Consider the following 18,554-nt stretch of genomic DNA (forward strand, 5'->3'; position numbering starts at 1 on the left):
TCCGAAATTGATCGTACGCCATTGATACCATTGTTTTACAGCACGTACAAGTGCCTCGTACATTTCACCTCCGATAACCTATACTTATCGGAGGTGATAAGCCACTATGGTTAACGTCGCGGTAACGAAAACAATGACTATATTTGATTTCGTATAGCGAAAATATGTGTTTACTAACAATACGTTATTTATGTCCATGTGGCCTCCAGTTCAGGGCGTATCGGGTGAATCGAAGCTGACCGCTGCGCGTCAACGCACCCTTGTCGACCAGATCCTGCAAATCGCGGGTGGCGGTTGCGCGTGAGGTCTTTGTTATGGCCAGATAGTTGTCGGCACTGAGGCCACCGATAAAGCCATCCGGTCCCGCCTCGAACAGACGCGCAATGACTTTCTCCTGACGGGTATTAAACGCTCCCCTGAACCGGTCGTAGAAATGCGCCTTGGCGATGTAAAAGGCGACGCGATCCAGCGTCGTTTGTTGCGCCGTCAGCACAGTCTGAGAAAACCACACCAACCATTCAGTGACGTCGAGGGTTCGCTGATGGATTTCCAGTTGATCGTAATAGGCTTTCCGTTTCTGTTCGATGGTAAAACTGAGCATGATCAGGCTCGGTTGCCCCAGCGATTGGGCGAGCGCTTTCTCGGCCAGCGCGCGACCAAGCCGCCCATTGCCGTCCTCGAACGGATGGATGCTTTCGAACCATAAATGACTGAGCCCGGCGCGGGTAAGCGCGGGGAGGGGCGTGCCGCCGGCCAGAGCGCTTGCGTTGAACCACGATATGAACCGATGCATTTCTTCCGGTACTTGCGCTGATGGCGGCGCCTCGAAATGAATCGTCGGACGGTTCAACTGGCCAGAGACGATCTGCATAGCGTCGGAATGGCTGCGATAAGCACCGATACTTTCCAGATGCCGACTGCCTGCCATCAACATGGTATGCCACCGAAACAAAGTGGCGTCATCAAGCGGCAGGGCATAGGTGCCATAAACGTCGACCGTCATTTCCGCGATCCCATGTTCACGCGGTTGTACCGAACGCCGGTCCGGGTCCAGGCCGAGTTGTCGCCGTAGTGATGACTGGACGCTCAAGCGGTCCAATGTTTCGCCTTCAATCGCGCTCGTCTTAACTGCTTCATCACTCAAGAGTTCGATACGCAATCGGTCGCGGTCGTCGGGATCGATGTGACGCACAGCGCCGATGACCTCGCCGGAGGAGAGCAGAAATCGCTGCTCCAGTGCGGCGAGCGCCGAGGCGTCATAGCGAAAATGCGGCCAATCAGGCTGTGTCCAGTTCCAGGGCATGAGCGATAACATCCATTTCTATCACTCTCAATATCATATATTTATGAGTAATAGAAGTCATCCCCCCCCCTAGGAGAGTAGCGAATAACCCATCGGTTCAAAGTCGCGTGATCAACTCTTATGCCACGTTCAGCCAGTATCTCCTGAAGCTCACGATAGGAAACCGGATAGCGGACGTAGAAGAAGACCGCATACAGGATGACATCTTTGGGAAAGTGAGCGCCCTTGAATTCGACTGCCATCCGCTTCACGCCTTCCTTGACCATACAAAGCAAAGACGTATAGCGCGGAATATCTAAAAATTTGCGACAGAGCCCCAGGAACTGTCCGGCCGAAACCGCAACACGCTCCTGCGTGAACAACGGCCGCATTCGCGCCTTCACATCCCGCAGCGACGATGCCCAAAGCTCCAGCGTCGTCTCAATCGATACACCTGTCATCCATGACCTCCGAATCATGGAAACTCATGGATTCAGAAGTCATCTAAAAACGCAACTGTAATGCTAACACATGACTGCAATCGGGCCTCAATTCACCAGATCAAGCAGACGATAAAAATTGGTCACCGCTATCACTCCCATCCCGCGCAATGGCTCCGGCGGCATACTGGGCGCCGGACCGTGCGGTACTGGCAGCTCACCGATCCCCGGATCGGCAGCTATCACCTGCCCCACCAGAGTGCCATAAGCGGTGGCCATGGCTACGCCGCGTCCGCAATAACCATGCGAAGTCCACAAACCGGGTTTGGGTTGATTTATATGAGGTACAAAATTGCCCGTAAGCCCTACTTTGCCTGACCAACGGAATTCAATCGGCTGCCCCGCAAGTTGCGGATATACAGACAGCATGGCAGCTTGCACATGATTGAATTCGCGTTCGGAGTTGGGGCCGCGCAGACTACCGCGGGTGCCAAACAAAATCCTGCCATGCGGGTCCTTGTGCCAGTAGTAAAGAATGCGGCGAATATCGGAGACTGCCTGTTCGCCCGGAAGGATTGAATCAGCAATATCTTTTGGCAGCGGATAGGTTGACACGATGTTTGTATGCACTGTCGCGGTGCTGCGATCCAGTGAGGATTCAAGCCCGCTGGAATATGCATCCGTCGCCACAAGAACTTGTTTGGCATGCACCATTCCGCGCGGAGTTTCAAGCCGCCAGCCAGCCGATGCCTGTCGAATATGAGTGACCGGTGTTTCCCGATGCACGCGGGCACCGAACTCCATGGCGGCACGGGCAAGTCCCCGCGCATAGGAAAGCGGGTTGAGCGACGCGCCTTCGCTGTCTATCATGCCGCCAATATAATGCTGTGACCCCAGTTGTCGCGCCAGATCCTCCCTTGCGATCATCGAAAGCCCCGGAAAGCCGTCTTCCGTCCACAGCCGCACACGCTCTTCAATACGCGCAAGCCCCCCCTTATTATGTGCGGGCAGGATCCAGCCGGTGCGCTTGAGATCACAACGGATGGAGAACTCGTCTATCAGGGAGAATACCCGCGCGCTAACTTTGGCGCCAAAATCAGCCATTGCGCGGCCGCGCTGTTCGCCAAACTCCTTCACCAATTCGCTGCGGCTGTTCTTGAAGCCACGGATTACCGCGCCGCTATTGCGTCCCGAGCCGCCCCAACCAGGAAAGCCGCCATCCAGCACACACACCGAAACGCCCCGACGTTGCAGCTCGATTGCAGCGCTGAGGCCAGTGTAACCAGCACCGACAACGGCAACATCACAGCGCGTGTCGCCATCCAGCGGAGTCGACGGATCATTCTCGGTCGCGGTGGCGGACCAAAGGGAGGGAAATTGGTTCTGGCAATCGCCTGCGTAATCAGTCATCTCATCTCCGGGGGCGTAGTGACTTCAGCGGTATCGAGATCGGCATGAAGACGCACGGTGGTCGCGTAGTGATATTCCAGTTCCGCCTGCGCAATGCTCGCCTGCCCTCGCTTCAGGGCATCGAAGATTCGGCAATGATCCAGATAGGCCCCCTGCGGTCCTGCGTCGCGCCGCAATTCGGTGGTGCGTAAAAGCTGAACGCGATCCAGAATTATACTTAATTCGTTCACCAGCAGCGGCTGGCCGCTGAGTTCTGCAAGCGCCAGATGAAATGCGCGGTCGAGTTGGCTGAACTGCGAACGAGTGGCGGCTGCAAACGCAAGCTTCTGCTGCTCCAGGATCGCTTCAACGGGTGCGAGCGCCGCCCGGCCACGTTTGACGGCATATTCCACGGCAAGGAATTCAAGCGCTGCACGTTGCCGATAAGTGATCATCACCTCGTGATAAGTGAAACTGCGGATCGCATAACGCCGTCCGTTGCGCACCACCAATCCCTCTTGCTCCAGTCGGCGCAAAGCGTCGCGGGCGGGCGCTCGCGAGGATTCAAACCAATTGGCCACATCCTCCTCCCGTAAAGGAGCACCCATTTCCAGTTCGTGCCCCAGAATGCGCTGCTTCAGTCCGGAATAAACCAGATCTCCCGTCGAAAGGGAGGCCAGACCGGTCGCCAGATCCGTAGCGTCTTGTGGCTGGATGATATTTGAATGTGTCATGTTGCTCTAGCCGAACTCAGGTTGTTCTATCAAATTCCGTATACTGAAACATGTCAATGATTCTTTATGCACTTTTATTCTCTCACACCCCATCCATCCACCCTTCCCTAATATCCGGGCTGCGTGACTCAATTTTACGTTGGGGCTCCAGCAATGGGTTGCCGTATTAACTAATTATAATTATTTGCTTAATCAATAAGCATGTCGCCGATAAAGATAAGCGGCCCCGCTACAAATCCCGCGCAATGCCTGCCTCAAAACAAAAATTCTTGCAGAAAGCCCTTGCAAGCATCACAGTGATTTCAGTATACCTTAACAGGTTTAATAACCTAAAAAAACAATGGCGCCGATCGACGCCAATCACATGACGAGGGAAACGTTTTGAAGAATATGAAACTCGGCCTGTCGATGCGATATTTAGGCTACCATCTGGCGGCATGGCGGCATCCAGATTTCGATCCGGCCAGCATTACCCGCTTCGAGGCTTACCGGGACATTGCCCGGAAGGCGGAAGAGGCCAAGCTCGACATGATATTCTTCGCGGATGGCCTTGCTGTGCGTAACGAGGCCAAGCCAGAGGGATCGCTTTCGCATGACATGCGCAATGCCGATCTTGAGCCGTTAACGCTTCTCTCGGCCATCGCCGCCACCACGAGCCATATCGGCCTGGTTGCGACATCATCTACCACTTATAACGAGCCATATCACATAGCCCGCCGCTATGCGTCACTGGACATGATCAGCCATGGTCGCGCCGGCTGGAATGTCGTTACCTCATGGTCCGAGCAGGAGGCGCTGAATTTTAACCGCACCGAAAATCTGCCCAAGGATGAGCGTTACGACCGGGCGCAGGAATTCGTCGAGGTTGTTTGCGGCCTTTGGAACAGCTTTAAAGCTGACGCTTTCACGCACGACAAGAAAACCGGTCAGTTCTACGACCCAACGAAAATGCATGTGCTCGACCATAAGGGAAAGCACTTTCAGGTCCGCGGGCCGCTGACCTCGGGAGTGACCCCGCAGGGCAGACCGCTGATCGTGCAGGCCGGAGCTTCCGACAAGGGGCGCGATATTGCTGCACAATATGCCGATGTCGTCTATTCGGTCGCGCAGAACGTTGACGAGGCACGCGCTTTCTATTCGGACATCAAGGCACGAGCCGCTCAACAGGGACGAAAGAACAATGCCCCGTTGATTATGCCCGCACTCGCCTTTTATGTCGGGGAAACACGCGAAGCGGCGCAGGCGAAGTTCGATGCTCTTCAAGCGCTGATCGATCCGCTGGCAGGTCTTGCCCAGCTTTACAGCTTCGCCGGCGATCTCTCCGGCTATGACCTTGACAAGCCAATTCCCGAAGATCATTTCACCGATAAAATCTCTATCGGCAGCGGACTTCTGAAGCAGGCGCGCGAGACCGGCATGACCATTCGCCAGCTCTACGAGCAGGTAGCGGCGGGTTTTACCGTGCGCTACGTCATTGGCTCCGCCGAAGAAATCGTAGATGACATGCAGCATTGGATGGAAACCGGGGCTGCAGACGGCTTCAATCTATGCCCGCCAATCCTGCCAAATTCACTTGATGACTTTATTGAATTCATCCTGCCGGAGTTGCGCAGGCGCGGGCTCTTCCGCACCGAATACGAAGGCAAAACCCTGCACGAAAACCTGGGATTGACCTGACCGCGCTCCCGGCCCGTCCGACACAATAACAAAAAGGGGAAAATACCATGGAAAATACGATGAAGCTCAGCCGCCGCAGCCTTATGGCGGGCACGGGTGCCCTCCTTGGCCTCGCAGGACTGGGCATGTCGCCGCGTGTTGCATTCGCTCAGGAAACCGTGCTGCGTGCAGCGATCACCGGCTATGGGGTGTTGAATACGCTTGATCCCGGCAAGGCATCGCTGGTGCCAGAGTTCTATATGATCTGGGGTCTCTATAATGCGCTATTAACATTTGACGATAAAATGCAGATCGTCCCGGACCTTGCCGAAAGCTATGAGCTGCACGAAAACGGCGCGCTCGGGTTCAAGCTGCGCAGCGGCGTCAAATTCCATGACGGTTCGACGCTGACTGCAGAAGACGTGAAATTCTCTTTGGAACGTCTGCTCGACAAGGACCTTGCTTCGCCCAATGCCTCTAAAGTGGCAGCGATCGAGACCGTCGAAGTGATAGACGACCTCAACCTGACAATCCACACCAAAGGCCCCTTCGCTCCGCTTCTGACCTTCCTGACCAATGCCCGCACCGGAACCCAGATTCTCTCCAAATCTGCTTATGAAAAGCTTGGACCAGAGGGCTATGCCCGCACACCCGTCGGCACGGGTCCATACAAGCTGGCGACCTGGGATGCCGGCACGGGGCTGAAACTGGAGGCTTTCGAGGACTATTTTGAAGGCGCCCCGGCAATCAAAACCGTCCATGTGCCTCTCATTGTAGAGGAGCCTTCCGGCGTGACAGCGCTTCTGGGCGGGCAGATCGATATGACTTCCACCGTGCCGACCTCGGACGTGCCGCAACTGATGAACAACAGCGATGTTGAGGTGTTACGCCAGCCGGGGCTTAATGTTCGCTTTATATCCCTCAACTTGAAAAAGCCTCCCTTCGATGACGTCCACTTCCGCCGCGCGGTCTCCATGGCCTTCCAGCGCGAGGCGATGGTGCAAACGGTCCTCTTCGGCGAAGGGGCGCCGCTTAACGGCTTCTTCCCGCCACTTCTCGGCGACTATTTCACGCCCGGCGAACGCCCGCTTACCAGCTTCAATCCTGAAGCGGCCAAGGCCGAACTGGCCAAGTCGAAATACAAGGCCGACGAGCATCCGGTTGAGGTGGTGACATGGGGCGGCGGCTGGTGGAAACGTTATGCCGAAATCTTCGTAGCTCAGGTCAATCAGGTGCTTGGCACGAAATTCACTGTCAGCGTAACAGACTCTAACGCCGCCTTCGCACGCCAGACGTCAGGCGATTTCGTGGCTGGTGTCTGGGGCTGGCTGGGCTTTATCGATCCCGATGAATATGTCGGCGACATCCTGCATACTGAAGGCTGGCGCAACATGGGCAAATACTCCAATCCTGAAATCGATGCCCTGCTCGAACAGGCGCGCGCCCAACTCGATCCTGCAAAGCGGGCCGAGCTTTATCACGAGATAGAAGCGAAAGCGATCGAGGAAATGCCCATTATTCCGTGCTTCACGTCGAACATTCACAATCTGCTTGCTTCCAACGTGAAGGGCTTTGTTCAAAAGCCCTATTCCAACTTTGCCGATCAGTTCGTAAAATTGAGCCTTGTTTAATGACGGAAGTCGGATCGCTCGTGAAGAAAAGCCGTAGCCTGCCTGTTCCGGGGCAGGCTACGCGTCGCCATCTGATGCTGCTGTTCGGCAAGCTGCTGAGCGCCATTATCCTGTTGCTGGTGGGATCTCTGGTGGTCTTCCTGACGATCAAGGCCGCACCCGGAAGTGCCGCTTTATCCGTACTTGGTGAACAGGCGACGCCAGAGGCCGTGTCTGCATTCGAGCGACAACATGGCCTGGATAAGCCTGTGCTGGTGCAATATCTGGCCTGGCTCGGCAATGCCGCAACGGGCGACTTCGGCGTTTCACTGTCGATTGCCAGCGGGCAGAAGATTTCCACCCTGCTTTCTAGCAAGCTGCCAGCCACATTGTTCCTCGGTTTCTACGCACTGTTTCTCGCTATCGCAATTTCACTGGTGCTCGGCATCTATGCCGCACATCATCGGGGGCGGATCGGCGACACGATAGCGACGTCAGTCTCGGTTCTGGGCATCTCGATGCCGGATTTCTGGCTAAGCTACGTACTGATCTTCTTTTTCGCCCTTTCCCTGGGCTGGTTCCCGACCTATGGCTATGTCTCGCCTTTTTCTGATTTTCCAGGATCTATACATGCCAGCTTTCTGCCGGCATTGGCCATAGCGGCCCCCATGGCGGCGGTCTTTGCCCGCACATTGCGCGCGGTGCTGCTTGAAACGATGAACCGCCCCTATGTGACGGCTGCGCGTTCCTTCGGACTAAAACCACGCTTCGTTTTCTTACATTTCACTCTGCGTAATGCCCTGATCCCTTACCTCACAATCATCGGCCTCCAGATTCGCTATATTCTCGGCGGCGTTGTCGTGGTTGAGCGCATATTCGGAATTCCGGGCGTCGGCTCCTTCATGGTCGACGGTGCCTTCTTGCGAGACATCCCGGTGCTTCTCGCCTGCACCGTGATCTTCCTCGCCATCGTCCTGCTGGTTAATACGCTGACGGATGCATTGTGTAGCATTCTTGATCCCCGGAGGTCACGATGATCCATCTTCTTGGGCACAACTCGCTTGCCGGGCGCTTTCTGCACCACAAAACCGCGCTGGCAGGTCTGACCATCTGCGTCACCGTATTTCTGGCGGTTGTCATCGGCCCGCTGATACTTCCATACGGTCCCGAGGACATGGATTTCATGGCCACGCTGGCCCCTCCCAGCCTGCTCCATCCCTTTGGTACGGATAGTTTCGGCCGCGACGTGCTCGTGCGGGTTCTCGCAGGCGGACAGGTTTCCCTCATGATCAGCTTCGTTGCCATCCTGCTTGCCACCGTGATTGGCGGGGGCATGGGCCTGACCGCCGCCTATCATGGCGGCTGGACCGACGTCATATTGATGCGCGTTGCCGATCTTCTGTTCGCTTTTCCAAGCTTTATTCTCGCCCTGTTGCTGATGATCCTGTTCGGTTTTTCGACCTTCAACATCATTCTTGCGATTTCGCTCGTCTACCTGCCGATCTTCGCCCGAATTGCACGCAACTCTACACTGCTGGTACGCGATGATCCTTTTGTGCAGGCGGCACGATTAATGGGCCGGCGGCCTACCGAGATCATGCTGACGCAAATTCTTCCGAATATCTCTGCGCCCCTTCTGGTGCAAGCTTCCGCCGGTATGGCCTTTGCCATCATCCTGGAGGCCGGTCTGTCATTCATCGGTTTAGGCGTGCAGCCGCCGACGCCTTCACTCGGCGGCATCATGTCGGACGGACGCGAATATTTCAGCCGCGCACCTTGGGTTCTCAGCATGAGCGGGCTTGCGATTTCAGCTGCTCTTTTAGGTCTCAATCTGCTTGGAGACGGCCTGCGTGATCTAACCGACCCACGACTGCGCGAGAGGAGCTAGCATCATGAACGAATATCTCGTTGAGTTGATGAACCTTCGCGTTTCGTTTGGCAGGGGCGACAGCCGCACCGAAGTGCTTAAAGGGGTCGACATTGCTGTGAAGCGGGGAGAGATCCTCGGCATTATCGGAGAATCCGGGTCCGGCAAGACGATGACCGGACTTGCCCTGCTGCGCCTTCTACCGCAAACCGCCACCGCCATTGCCGAGAAAATGAGCTTTGAAGGCAATGATCTGCAATCAATGCCGGACAGTCAATTCGACACCCTGCGCGGCGTCAGCATGGCGATGGTCTTTCAAGACCCCGTGGGCAGCTTCAATCCGTGCAAGACCATCGGCTGGCATTTCGAGCATGTATTGCGGCGTACCGGCATAAAGCACGGCTTCCAAGCCGAGGCTGTGCGCCTTCTAAACGATGTCGGAGTGAAACGCGCACAGGAAACGGTCACGCTCTATCCCCACCAATTGAGTGGCGGCATGCTGCAACGCGCTCTGATCGCACTGGTCGCGGCCTTGAAACCGCACCTCATCGTCGCCGATGAGCCTACCACGAACCTCGACAAGATTGTCGAGAAGCAAGTGCTGGATCTGTTTCTCGAAATGCAGCGCAAGCTTGATGCCAGCGTCATCTTCGTCACGCACGATATGCCGATTGCGGCATCCTTCTGCCATCGGGTTGCGGTAATGAACAAGGGAGAGCTTGTCGAGGCCGGGCCGACTGAACAGGTGTTCCGCAAACCGCAACACCCCTATACGCGCCGTCTGATCGATACAGCGCTTGAGCTTGCCGGTGCCAATGGCCGCCCCAAGGCCAGCCCCGCCCAGCGCATGTTGCTTGAAAAACAGGCCGGTGAAACACCGCTCTTCAAGGTGCGCGGCCTCAGTGTCTCCTTTCCCCAATCGGGTGGGCATAGCCTGTTTAAGGCCATCGACAGGGTAAGTTTCGATGTACGACCGGGAGAAATCCTGGGGCTTCTCGGGGAGTCCGGTTCGGGCAAGACAACACTCGGGCGCACGCTGCTCAGGCTCTACACTCCAATGGAGGGGTCGATAGAATATCAGGGCCGCGACATTACGAATATGGCGGAAAGCCGATTGCGCGGCTTTCGGCGCGAGATGCAAATGATCTTTCAAGATCCCGGCGGCAGCTTCAATCCACGCAAGACCATGGGTGCCTCGTTGCGTGAGGCGCTGGTAGCGGCAGGTATATCCAAGCCCGATATTTCTGACCGGATCGTCATGCTTCTGGAGCGTGTCGGCCTGCAGGCACTTCATGCTGATCGCTATGCGCATGAGATGTCCGGCGGACAGCTCCAGCGTGTAGCGATCGCCCGCGCCATTGCGCTCAATCCCAAGGTAATCATCGCTGACGAAGCCGTGTCGAAGCTGGACGTATCCGTACGTGCCGGCGTCCTCAATTTGCTGGCGGATGTACAGACGGAACTTGGAATGTCGATGATCTTCATCACCCATGACCTCGATGTGGCGCGTTATATCTGCGACCGTATCGCGGTGATGTATCACGGCAGGTTACTGGAGATCGGCCCCACCGAGGACGTCTTCACCAATCCGGCTACCGAATATACTCGCAGCCTTTTGGCCGCCCATCATGACCTGTCCCAACTGATCGGTGCCTGACCCGTGACCCACAACAGCTCCCCCTCCGTCGCCTATATAGACTGCTCCGATCTGATGTATGAGATGCTCAGTCTCGAATGGCCCGACCATGCCAGAAACATGAAAGTCTATCTTGGCGATATGCCGGCATCGGAGATAGCCAAATTCTGCCAGGATGCCACTGTTATCTGGAACGGTCACACCATGATGACCGCACCGCTTCTGTCACAATTGCCGCGACTGGAGCGTATATTGTTTCTGGGCAGTGGTCCACAAAGCTATATCGACATGGAGTATTGCGCCAAGGCAGGTATCGTCGTCGACAGGGTAGCCAGATATGGCGACCGCGCAGTGGCGGAGCACGCGCTGGCTCTGATGCTGGCATCTGCGCGCAGGGTGGCGGACATGGACCGGGCGCTGCGTATCGGAATCTGGGATCCACTGGAAGGTATGGAACTGGGCGAGCGGCGGCTGGGGCTGATAGGCGGCGGCGGCATCGCCCGCAGCCTCGCTGGCATGGCGCAGGCCCTCGACATGAAAGTATCAATCTGGAACCGTTCGCCGCTGCCTGCGGAATGGGCTGACTGCGCAACAGAGCTGGATGATCTGCTTTCCGGCAGCGACTTCATCTCGCTGCACCTGTCGTTAAATCCCCAGACGCATGGCTTTCTATCGGCGGAGCATATCGCCCGTATGCGCCCCGGAGCGATCCTGATAAACACTGCACGGGCTGGTCTCATTGATACAAGCGCTCTAATCGCGGCGCTAAAATCCGGTCATTTACGTCATGCCGGGCTGGATGTATTCGAAATGGAGCCGCTTCCCCCCGATGACCCGCTGCTTTCAGCACCCAATCTCACTATGACCAGCCATGCCGGTTTCAAGACCCGTGAAGCCACTCAGCGTCTGATGCGTCAGGCCATAGAAACAACCCGAAATCGATAGGTAGCGGGTCCAAAAGGGCCAATGAACGAAGAAGGAGGAAATCCATGGCGGAAACCACACCCTGCAACCTGCTCCATCAAAATCTTGCAAATGGCCTGCGTTTGACAATGCGCAATGCCGCAACAGGCGTAGCATTGGTTACAACCCGCGATGCCGCCGGTGATTATCATGGCCTGGCTGTCACCACCGCGAACTCCCTGTCGATGTCTCCTCCTTCCATGATGTTCGCGATCAATCACACCGCGTCGGCCGCCCCGGTCCTGGAACAGACGGGGTTATTTTGTGTGAACATTCTGAGCGTAGCGCACGAGCCAATCCTGCGATTGTTCTCAAGTTCCAAAACGCGGGCAGAGCGTTTCCGAAGCCCTCTCTGGCACGAAGGCCCGAGGGGCCTGCCCTGGCTTGAAGGCTGTCTCTCCTCCGTCTTCTGTGAGCGCGACGCTGTACATGAATATGGCAGCCATCTCGTGTATTTTGGAAAAATCATTGACATCTTTCAGGTTGAAGATAGCGCGTGCCCCGCTCCTCTTATATGGCAACAAGGCACAGCCATGTCTCTCCAAACTAACTGCTGAAGCAAGTCCATTGCGTCGTAACGGCAATGCCAACGGGAGCGAACCATGCAAGGTCATCGGTCACCTGGAGCGTTGCAACGGTTCGTCTCCATGCACTCAGCGACCCGCAATTGTTTCTCTGTTCCATCTCGTCGCCGAGCCGCACACACAATTCGCTACCATCGCCTCGAAGCTTTCGATGCATGGAAAATTGCGGCCTGTTTCGCCTGAATATCTACGAGCCCCTGGCCTTTCCGGCCAGAGAAACTTAACGTGACAACACCGGATGCCCTATTATACTTATATCGACGTTAAGGTTACGGTGCCCTATAAACAGCGCAACGCTGTCCATAGATTCTTCAACCAACTCAAAAACTTCCGAGCTATCGCAACCCGGTAAGACAAACGTGACGACAACCCTCTTTACAAACGCGCAATTGACGACGAACTCATGGCCAAAGTAGATGATGTGCTTTATTATGCCAATGAGGTCTCACAACCAGACAGCTAGCGCGCTTCGCCTTCCACACCCACGGCGTCGAGCTCATGCGTGAACGGCGGGTTGGCGCCCGCGCGCGAAACGGTTACCGCCGCGGCTTTTGAGGCGAGTGACAATGAACTTCGAATTTGTTCTTCCGTCAGGCTCGCGATCCGGGCTTTTGTCAAAAGGTTCTGAATCTTAAACGAAGCCAGGATGCCCGCATCAAACGTGTCCCCTGCTCCGACTGTATCGATCACTTGTACCTTTTCGCTAGGCACCATGACCTTATGATTGGTCGTATATCCAGTCGCGCCTTTCGCGCCGCGCGTAACAACGACAAGTTTTGCCCCGTGACGGAGCCAATAGTGCGCAAGCGCAGCTTCGTCACCATCCAACCCAAACCACGTGAGATCCTCATCCGAGAATTTCAAGATGTCCGACATCGCGGCCATGCGGCGAATACGAGCGAGGTGGGAGGCCTTATCCTTGATGAAGCCAGGGCGGATATTGGGATCGAGAGAGACCACACGCTTTTCGTGCTCGCGCTTCAGCAGCGCTTCGTAGGTGGAGCCGCAGGGCTCCGGGATCAGGCTGATGGCGCCGAAATGCAGCGCTTCGCAGTCGTCACCCAATACCGGCAGGTCGAACTCCGTGATCATCCGTCCTGCCGTGCCTTCATCGTAGAAGGGGGCGTTTGCGGGAGGGGGCGAAATCCTACGTTAAGCCGAGAACGCGCTTACCGTAGTCCCTTAGTTCGCCATTCGGGCCGACATAGCGATAGAGAGTGACGCGCTCGATCCCAAGTTCCTTGCAAAGATCGGAAACGGAAGTGTCGCGCTGCGCCATGGCGGCCTGTGCGAGACGGACCTGTGCTTTGGTGAGGGCAAATTTTCGGCCCCCTTTGCGACCGCGCGCTCTTGCAGCAGCGAGACCGGCCATGGTGCGCTCGCGGATCAGGTCACGCTCGAACTCGGCCAAGGTTGCGAAAATGCCGAAGACCATGCGGCCGGATGCTGTTGTGGTGTCGATCTGAGCGCCCTTTCCGGTCAGCACCCGCAAACCGATATTGCGATCAGACAGATCCTTCACCGTGTTGACCAGATGGGCAAGAGACCGCCCGAGACGGTCAAGCTTCCAGACAACCAGCACATCGCCGTCACGCAATGCTTTGAGGCAGGCGGTCAGACCAGGGCGATCCTCACGGCTGCCGGAAGCGCGATCCTCATAGATCTTGTTTTGTTCGACGCCGGCAGCGCTCAAGGCATCGCGTTGCAGGTCGAGCGACTGAGACCCATCAGCTTTGGAAATGCGTCCATAGCCGATTAACATTTCCGCCATTCCATGACCATGGTGAATGGCGTCGTGAGATACCTTTGCACCCTGTCTTGTGGACCCCTAGATGGTCTCGGTTCATCGAAGAACGTCAGTTTCAAGCCTTCATCAAGCAATGCAGACATGTAAGTGCTCAAGGGGCGATGCCAGTTTCGCACTCGCAAGCCATCCCATTCGAACCACTCTGCCCGTTCACCAAAATAGTTTCCAAGAGGATGGTACGCACGACCGTCTTCGCCTTTGATCCACCCAATTGTGCCATTGGAAGTGCAGAAACTTGTCAGGTTTGCGATCAGAATTCTTCCGCCGGGCTTGAGAATGCGAGTGGCTTCTCGAACCGCCGTGTGTATGTCGTCAATGTCGATAAGGCTCAGGTAGAATACTGCGAGGTCGAACTCTTCATCATAGAAAGGCAATTTCTCGGCAAAAGCGTTGAGATATTTACCAGCTGGATCACGGTTTCGTGCTCTTTCAATAAACGGTTCGATTGGATCAATTCCGACAGCATCGATACCGATCTCCTTTGCCATACGGCAAAACCGTCCTTCGCCGCAGCCGATATCCAACATTTTTGCCGCGCCCGACAATTCGGCTCGTTCCAGCATCGGCTTGTCGAGGATGAACTCGCGCGCGAAATCGCCGGCATCTGGCATTCTGTCGATCCACGCTTGAGAAGAGCTAAGCCAACCGTTCTCATCCGGGTCACGTTGGTTCATTGCCTGTTATTCCCTGTTACACAAACGGTGGTTTGAGGCGGTGCGTTTGCCACAAATGATTTGATCGCTGGAAATGTATCTCAACCAGCTTCATAAACAAAGCGTCTTGAACATCCTCGAATTTTGATAAAGGAACATGGATGCCGCGTCGCGTCACTCTCACTGATCGGCAAAGGGACGCGCTGCTGCGTCTGCCAATCTCGCAGGTGGATTTACTCAAGCATTATACGTTGAGTGATGAAGACCTCGGCCACATCAAGCTTCGCCGCCGTCCACACAACAGGTTCGGCTTCGCCCTGCAATTATGCGTCCTGCGCTATCCCGGTCGGGTGCTGGCACCCGGCGAACTGATTCCAGCAGAGGTCGTCGAATTTATCGGCGCACAACTCGGCTTGCATGCCGAGGATCTGGTTGACTATGCCGCCCGTGAGGAGACGCGACATGAGCATCTGGCGGAGTTGCGGGCGCTCTACGGATTCCGCACATTCTCTGGACGTGGTGCGCGCGAATTGAAGGACTGGCTGTTCCGGGAAGCCGAGATAGCGGTGTCGAACGAGGATATTGCCCGTCGCTTTGTGGCTGAATGCCGTCGCACCCGCACGGTTCTTCCCGCGACATCCACGATCGAGCGCCTCTGCGCCACGGCTCTGGTCGATGCCGAGCGGCAAATCGAGGCGCGGATTGCCGATCGGTTGTCCATGCCTATCCGGGAACAGTTACTGGCATTGCTAGAGGAGACGGCTGACGATCGGGTGACCCGTTTCGTATGGCTGCGTCAGTTCGAGCTCGGCTCGAACTCGTCGTCGGCCAACCGGCTGCTCGACCGGCTCGAGTATCTGCAACGTGTCGATCTTCCCGAGGATATGCTTGCTGGTGTTCCTGCTCATCGGGTGACGCGTTTGCGCAGGCAGGGCGAACGGTATTACGCCGACGGCATGCGTGATCTCCCGGAAGACAGGCGGCTTGCGATTCTGGCGGTGTGCGCGTCTGAATGGCAGGCGATGCTTGCTGATGCCGTGGTCGAAACCCACGACCGGATCGTCGGCCGTCTCTACCGGGCGTCGGAGCGCATTTGCCAAGCGAAGGTCGCTGACGAGGCGAACGCGGTGCGCGACACCCTGAAATCCTTCGCTGCAATTGGAGGGGCCCTGGTCGATGCACGAGATGACGGCCAGTCGCTGAACGACGTTATCGCGAGCGGATCAGGGTGGGATGGATTTAAAACTCTTGTCGCGATGGCTGCCAGGCTAACCGCCACCATGACTGCCGATCCGCTCAATCATGTGCTCGACGGCTATCACCGTTTCCGCCGGTACGCTCCTCGCATGTTGCGCTTGCTCGATTTGCGGGCTGCGCCAGTCGCGCTGCCGCTTCTAGAAGCGGTGACGGCCCTGCGTACTAGTTTGAACGATCCCGCGCTGACCTGCTTCCTGCGACCGAGCTCCAAATGGCATCGCCATCTTCGTGCCCAGACGGCTGGTGATAGTCGCCTCTGGGAGATCGCGGTGCTGTTCCATTTGCGCGATGCGTTCCGCTCCGGGGACGTTTGGCTTGCCAAGTCCCGGCGCTATGGCGATCTGAAACACGCACTTGTTCCGGCGCAAGCCGTGGCGGAAAGCGGCCGTCTCGCCGTACCATTGCGGCCGGAGGAATGGCTGGCAGACCGGCACGCTCGCCTCGACATGCGGTTGCGCGAGCTTGGCCGTGCGGCACGCTCGGGCACGATTCCCGGCGGGTCGCTCGAAAACGGCGTCCTGCATATTGAGAAGCTCGAAGCCGCCGCGCCGACAGGCGCCGAAGATCTAGTGCTTGATCTCTACAAGCAGATCCCGCCCACGCGCATCACCGATCTCTTGTTGGAAGCGGATGCAGCGACTGGCTTCACGGAAGCGTTCACGCATCTGCGCACCGGAGCGCCTTGCGCTGACCGGATCGGGCTGATGAACGTCATCCTTGCGGAGGGGGTCAATCTCGGCCTGCGCAAGATGGCCGACGCGACGAACACCCACACTTTCTGGGAGTTGATCCGCATAGGGCGATGGTATGTCGAAGGCGAAGCCTACGACCGGGCGCTGGCCAAGGTTGTCGAAGCGCAAGCGGCGTTACCCATGGCCCGGTTTTGGGGCATGGGTACGTCGGCTTCGAGCGATGGTCAGTTCTTTGTCACCACAGAGCAAGGTGAGGCCATGAATATGGTCAACGCTAAATATGGCAATACCCCGGGCCTGAAAGCCTACAGTCATGTCTCGGATCAGTATGCGCCGTTCGCAACCCAGGTGATTCCTGCAACGGCGAGCGAAGCTCCATACATCCTCGATGGTCTGCTTATGAACGATGCCGGTCGCAATATCCGCGAGCATTTCACCGACACGGGTGGCTTTACCGATCACGTATTTGCCGCATGTGCCATTCTCGGCTACCGCTTCGCCCCGCGGATTCGCGATCTTCCGTCCAAGCGGCTATATGCATTCAATCCTTCGTCCGCGCCGACGCATTTGAAGACCTTGATTGGCGGAAAGATCAATCAGGCCATAATCGAGCGGAATTGGCCTGATATCTTGCGCATCGCCGCTACGATTGCCGCTGGAAGCATCGCGCCCAGCCAAATCTTGCGTAAGCTCGCTTCCTATCCGCGGCAGAACGAACTGGCCACGGCCTTGCGCGAGGTCGGCCGCATCGAACGCACCCTGTTCATGATCGACTGGATTCTGGATGCCGATCTGCAACGCCGCGCCCAGATAGGGCTCAACAAGGGCGAGGCACATCACGCGCTGAAGCGGGCCATCAGCTTCCATCGCCGGGGCGAAATCCGCGATCGTTCCGCCGAAGGCCAGCACTACCGAATCGCTGGCATGAACCTGCTCGCGGCAATTATCATCTTCTGGAACACCATGAAGCTGGGTGAAGTCGTCGCTAACCAGAAACGCGATGGAAAACTGATATCGCCCGATGTTCTGGCTCACGTCTCACCTCTCGGATGGGAGCACATCAATCTCACCGGAGAATATCGCTGGCCAAAGTCTTAGCGTAGGATTCCGCCCCCTCCTGCAAACGACCCCAAGCTGCGTTCGGTCGCAACAAGAAGGGAGCGCTTGAACTCGAGCGCGATCACCACGGTGAAGACCATGCCGAACACCACCTGGAAGGTGGCGTAGTCGAGAGTGTCAAATGCCCCCAGAAGCAAGCGGTTCACGACTTCGCGCATCAGCGCCCAGACCGACGCCACGACGATCGCCGCAATGATGACGCTGAGGACGAGAATGACAACTTGCTCGAACTTCTCGTAGAGCGTCATCGCCGACCATTGTTCACGGGTCAGCCCAGATCGTTGCAAGTCTTTCATGATTGCCTCTCGAAAGCCGCCCTGGAGAGACAAGCTCCCCGGGGCTTTGCCAGACGGTGCGATATCGCACGGAGCGGAGGGGACGCCGCAAACCGGCGACACCCCATGTGGCAAATCAGCCGTTCTTGACCTCGATGCGCTTGACCTTGGCCTGCGCCTCGGGAGTCTGTGCCAGCTTGATCGTCAGAACCCCGTTCTTGAAGGATGCTTGCGCCTTTTCGCCATCCACGCCGGGGGGGAGCGGAATTGTCCGGTAGATCGCGCCGTAGCTGCGCTCGGAGAGGTAGTATCCCTTCTTCTCCTCCTGGCGCTCGATCTTCTTCTCCCCCTTCACAGTCAACATGTCATCGTTGACCGTCACCTCGATGTCCTTGATCTCCATGCCCGGCAGTTCGATCGACACTTCGATCGCGTTGTCGGTCTCAACCACGTCGGACTTCGTCTCTCCACTGCCCCAGGGCCATTCGAAATGACCGGCCCGATCCCAGAAACTCTCGAACACATGGTTCATTTCGCGCTGGAGCGTCGCGATCGGGTTGTCTTGGCTGCTCTTCGCATCTGGCGTGCTG

General features: G+C 56.7%; 15 protein-coding genes and 4 pseudogenes. 9 read left to right on the forward strand and 10 right to left on the reverse strand.

Going from position 1 to position 18,554, the window contains the following annotated elements:
- Positions 1-184 precede the first annotated feature (184 nt).
- From FIB18_RS23610 to FIB18_RS23630, 5 genes and pseudogenes are all read right to left on the reverse strand, one after another.
- The gene (locus FIB18_RS23610) at positions 185-1,303 is read right to left on the reverse strand and encodes a Fic family protein (protein ID WP_140023297.1); all 1,119 of its coding nucleotides are present in this window, start codon (positions 1,301-1,303) and stop codon (positions 185-187) included.
- 68 nt (positions 1,304-1,371) lie between these two features.
- Positions 1,372-1,545 (reverse strand): annotated as a pseudogene (locus FIB18_RS23615) (IS6 family transposase); the annotation flags it as partial.
- A gap of 75 nt (positions 1,546-1,620) precedes the next feature.
- Positions 1,621-1,761 (reverse strand): annotated as a pseudogene (locus FIB18_RS23620) (IS701 family transposase); the annotation flags it as partial.
- Between the two features lie 69 nt (positions 1,762-1,830).
- Positions 1,831-3,132, reverse strand: a complete 1,302-nt coding sequence (locus tag FIB18_RS23625; protein WP_140023299.1) for an NAD(P)/FAD-dependent oxidoreductase — start codon at positions 3,130-3,132, stop codon at positions 1,831-1,833.
- A complete protein-coding gene (locus FIB18_RS23630; protein ID WP_140023301.1) occupies positions 3,129-3,845 on the reverse strand; it encodes a GntR family transcriptional regulator in 717 nt (238 codons plus the stop codon). Before FIB18_RS23630 ends, FIB18_RS23625 begins: the two co-directional genes overlap by 4 nt.
- A 390-nt stretch (positions 3,846-4,235) precedes the next feature.
- Between FIB18_RS23630 and FIB18_RS23635 the strand changes: the two genes are divergently transcribed.
- From FIB18_RS23635 to FIB18_RS25535, 8 genes and pseudogenes are all read left to right on the forward strand, one after another.
- Positions 4,236-5,522 (forward strand): LLM class flavin-dependent oxidoreductase, encoded by a 1,287-nt coding sequence (locus FIB18_RS23635; RefSeq protein ID WP_140023318.1) that lies wholly within the window; start codon positions 4,236-4,238, stop codon positions 5,520-5,522.
- Between the two features lie 47 nt (positions 5,523-5,569).
- The gene (locus FIB18_RS23640; protein WP_140023302.1) at positions 5,570-7,132 is read left to right on the forward strand and encodes an ABC transporter substrate-binding protein; all 1,563 of its coding nucleotides are present in this window, start codon (positions 5,570-5,572) and stop codon (positions 7,130-7,132) included.
- The gene (locus FIB18_RS23645) at positions 7,132-8,148 is read left to right on the forward strand and encodes an ABC transporter permease (RefSeq protein WP_140023304.1); all 1,017 of its coding nucleotides are present in this window, start codon (positions 7,132-7,134) and stop codon (positions 8,146-8,148) included. The genes FIB18_RS23640 and FIB18_RS23645 overlap by 1 nt, the downstream gene beginning before the upstream one ends.
- Complete coding sequence (locus FIB18_RS23650; RefSeq protein ID WP_140023306.1) at positions 8,145-8,999, forward strand: ABC transporter permease; 855 nt, start codon at positions 8,145-8,147, stop codon at positions 8,997-8,999. The genes FIB18_RS23645 and FIB18_RS23650 overlap by 4 nt, the downstream gene beginning before the upstream one ends.
- Before the next feature lie 4 nt (positions 9,000-9,003).
- Positions 9,004-10,635 (forward strand): dipeptide ABC transporter ATP-binding protein, encoded by a 1,632-nt coding sequence (locus tag FIB18_RS23655; RefSeq protein WP_140023308.1) that lies wholly within the window; start codon positions 9,004-9,006, stop codon positions 10,633-10,635.
- Between the two features lie 3 nt (positions 10,636-10,638).
- A complete protein-coding gene (locus FIB18_RS23660) occupies positions 10,639-11,559 on the forward strand; it encodes a 2-hydroxyacid dehydrogenase (RefSeq protein WP_140023310.1) in 921 nt (306 codons plus the stop codon).
- Between the two features lie 44 nt (positions 11,560-11,603).
- Entirely contained in the window at positions 11,604-12,134 is a 531-nt protein-coding gene (locus FIB18_RS23665; RefSeq protein WP_140023312.1) for a flavin reductase family protein, read from the forward strand.
- Between the two features lie 30 nt (positions 12,135-12,164).
- A pseudogene (locus tag FIB18_RS25535) lies at positions 12,165-12,344 on the forward strand (IS6 family transposase); the annotation flags it as partial.
- A 276-nt stretch (positions 12,345-12,620) separates the two neighbouring features.
- On the opposite strand, the pseudogene FIB18_RS23675 reads toward FIB18_RS25535, so the two are convergent.
- The 3 genes and pseudogenes from FIB18_RS23675 to FIB18_RS23685 all read right to left on the reverse strand — a co-directional run.
- Positions 12,621-13,292, reverse strand: a pseudogene (locus tag FIB18_RS23675) (PfkB family carbohydrate kinase); the annotation flags it as partial.
- A gap of 16 nt (positions 13,293-13,308) precedes the next feature.
- Complete coding sequence (locus tag FIB18_RS23680) at positions 13,309-13,923, reverse strand: recombinase family protein (protein ID WP_024899851.1); 615 nt, start codon at positions 13,921-13,923, stop codon at positions 13,309-13,311.
- Entirely contained in the window at positions 13,917-14,642 is a 726-nt protein-coding gene (locus FIB18_RS23685) for a class I SAM-dependent methyltransferase (RefSeq protein ID WP_024899850.1), read from the reverse strand. Before FIB18_RS23685 ends, FIB18_RS23680 begins: the two co-directional genes overlap by 7 nt.
- A gap of 140 nt (positions 14,643-14,782) precedes the next feature.
- On the opposite strand from FIB18_RS23685, the gene FIB18_RS23690 reads away from it, so the two are divergent.
- The gene (locus tag FIB18_RS23690) at positions 14,783-17,668 is read left to right on the forward strand and encodes a Tn3 family transposase (protein ID WP_140023314.1); all 2,886 of its coding nucleotides are present in this window, start codon (positions 14,783-14,785) and stop codon (positions 17,666-17,668) included.
- On the opposite strand, the gene FIB18_RS23695 is transcribed toward FIB18_RS23690, so the two are convergent.
- Positions 17,665-17,985, reverse strand: coding sequence for a phosphate-starvation-inducible PsiE family protein (locus FIB18_RS23695; protein ID WP_235894965.1), 321 nt, complete (start codon positions 17,983-17,985; stop codon positions 17,665-17,667). The two genes, FIB18_RS23690 and FIB18_RS23695, sit on opposite strands and share 4 nt — an antisense overlap.
- A 115-nt stretch (positions 17,986-18,100) precedes the next feature.
- On the reverse strand, positions 18,101-18,554 hold a 454-nt coding region (locus FIB18_RS23700), incomplete at its 5' end, for an Hsp20/alpha crystallin family protein (RefSeq protein ID WP_140023316.1).

It is taken from the genome of Brucella pecoris, from assembly GCF_006376675.1.
Lineage (GTDB): Bacteria > Pseudomonadota > Alphaproteobacteria > Rhizobiales > Rhizobiaceae > Brucella > Brucella pecoris.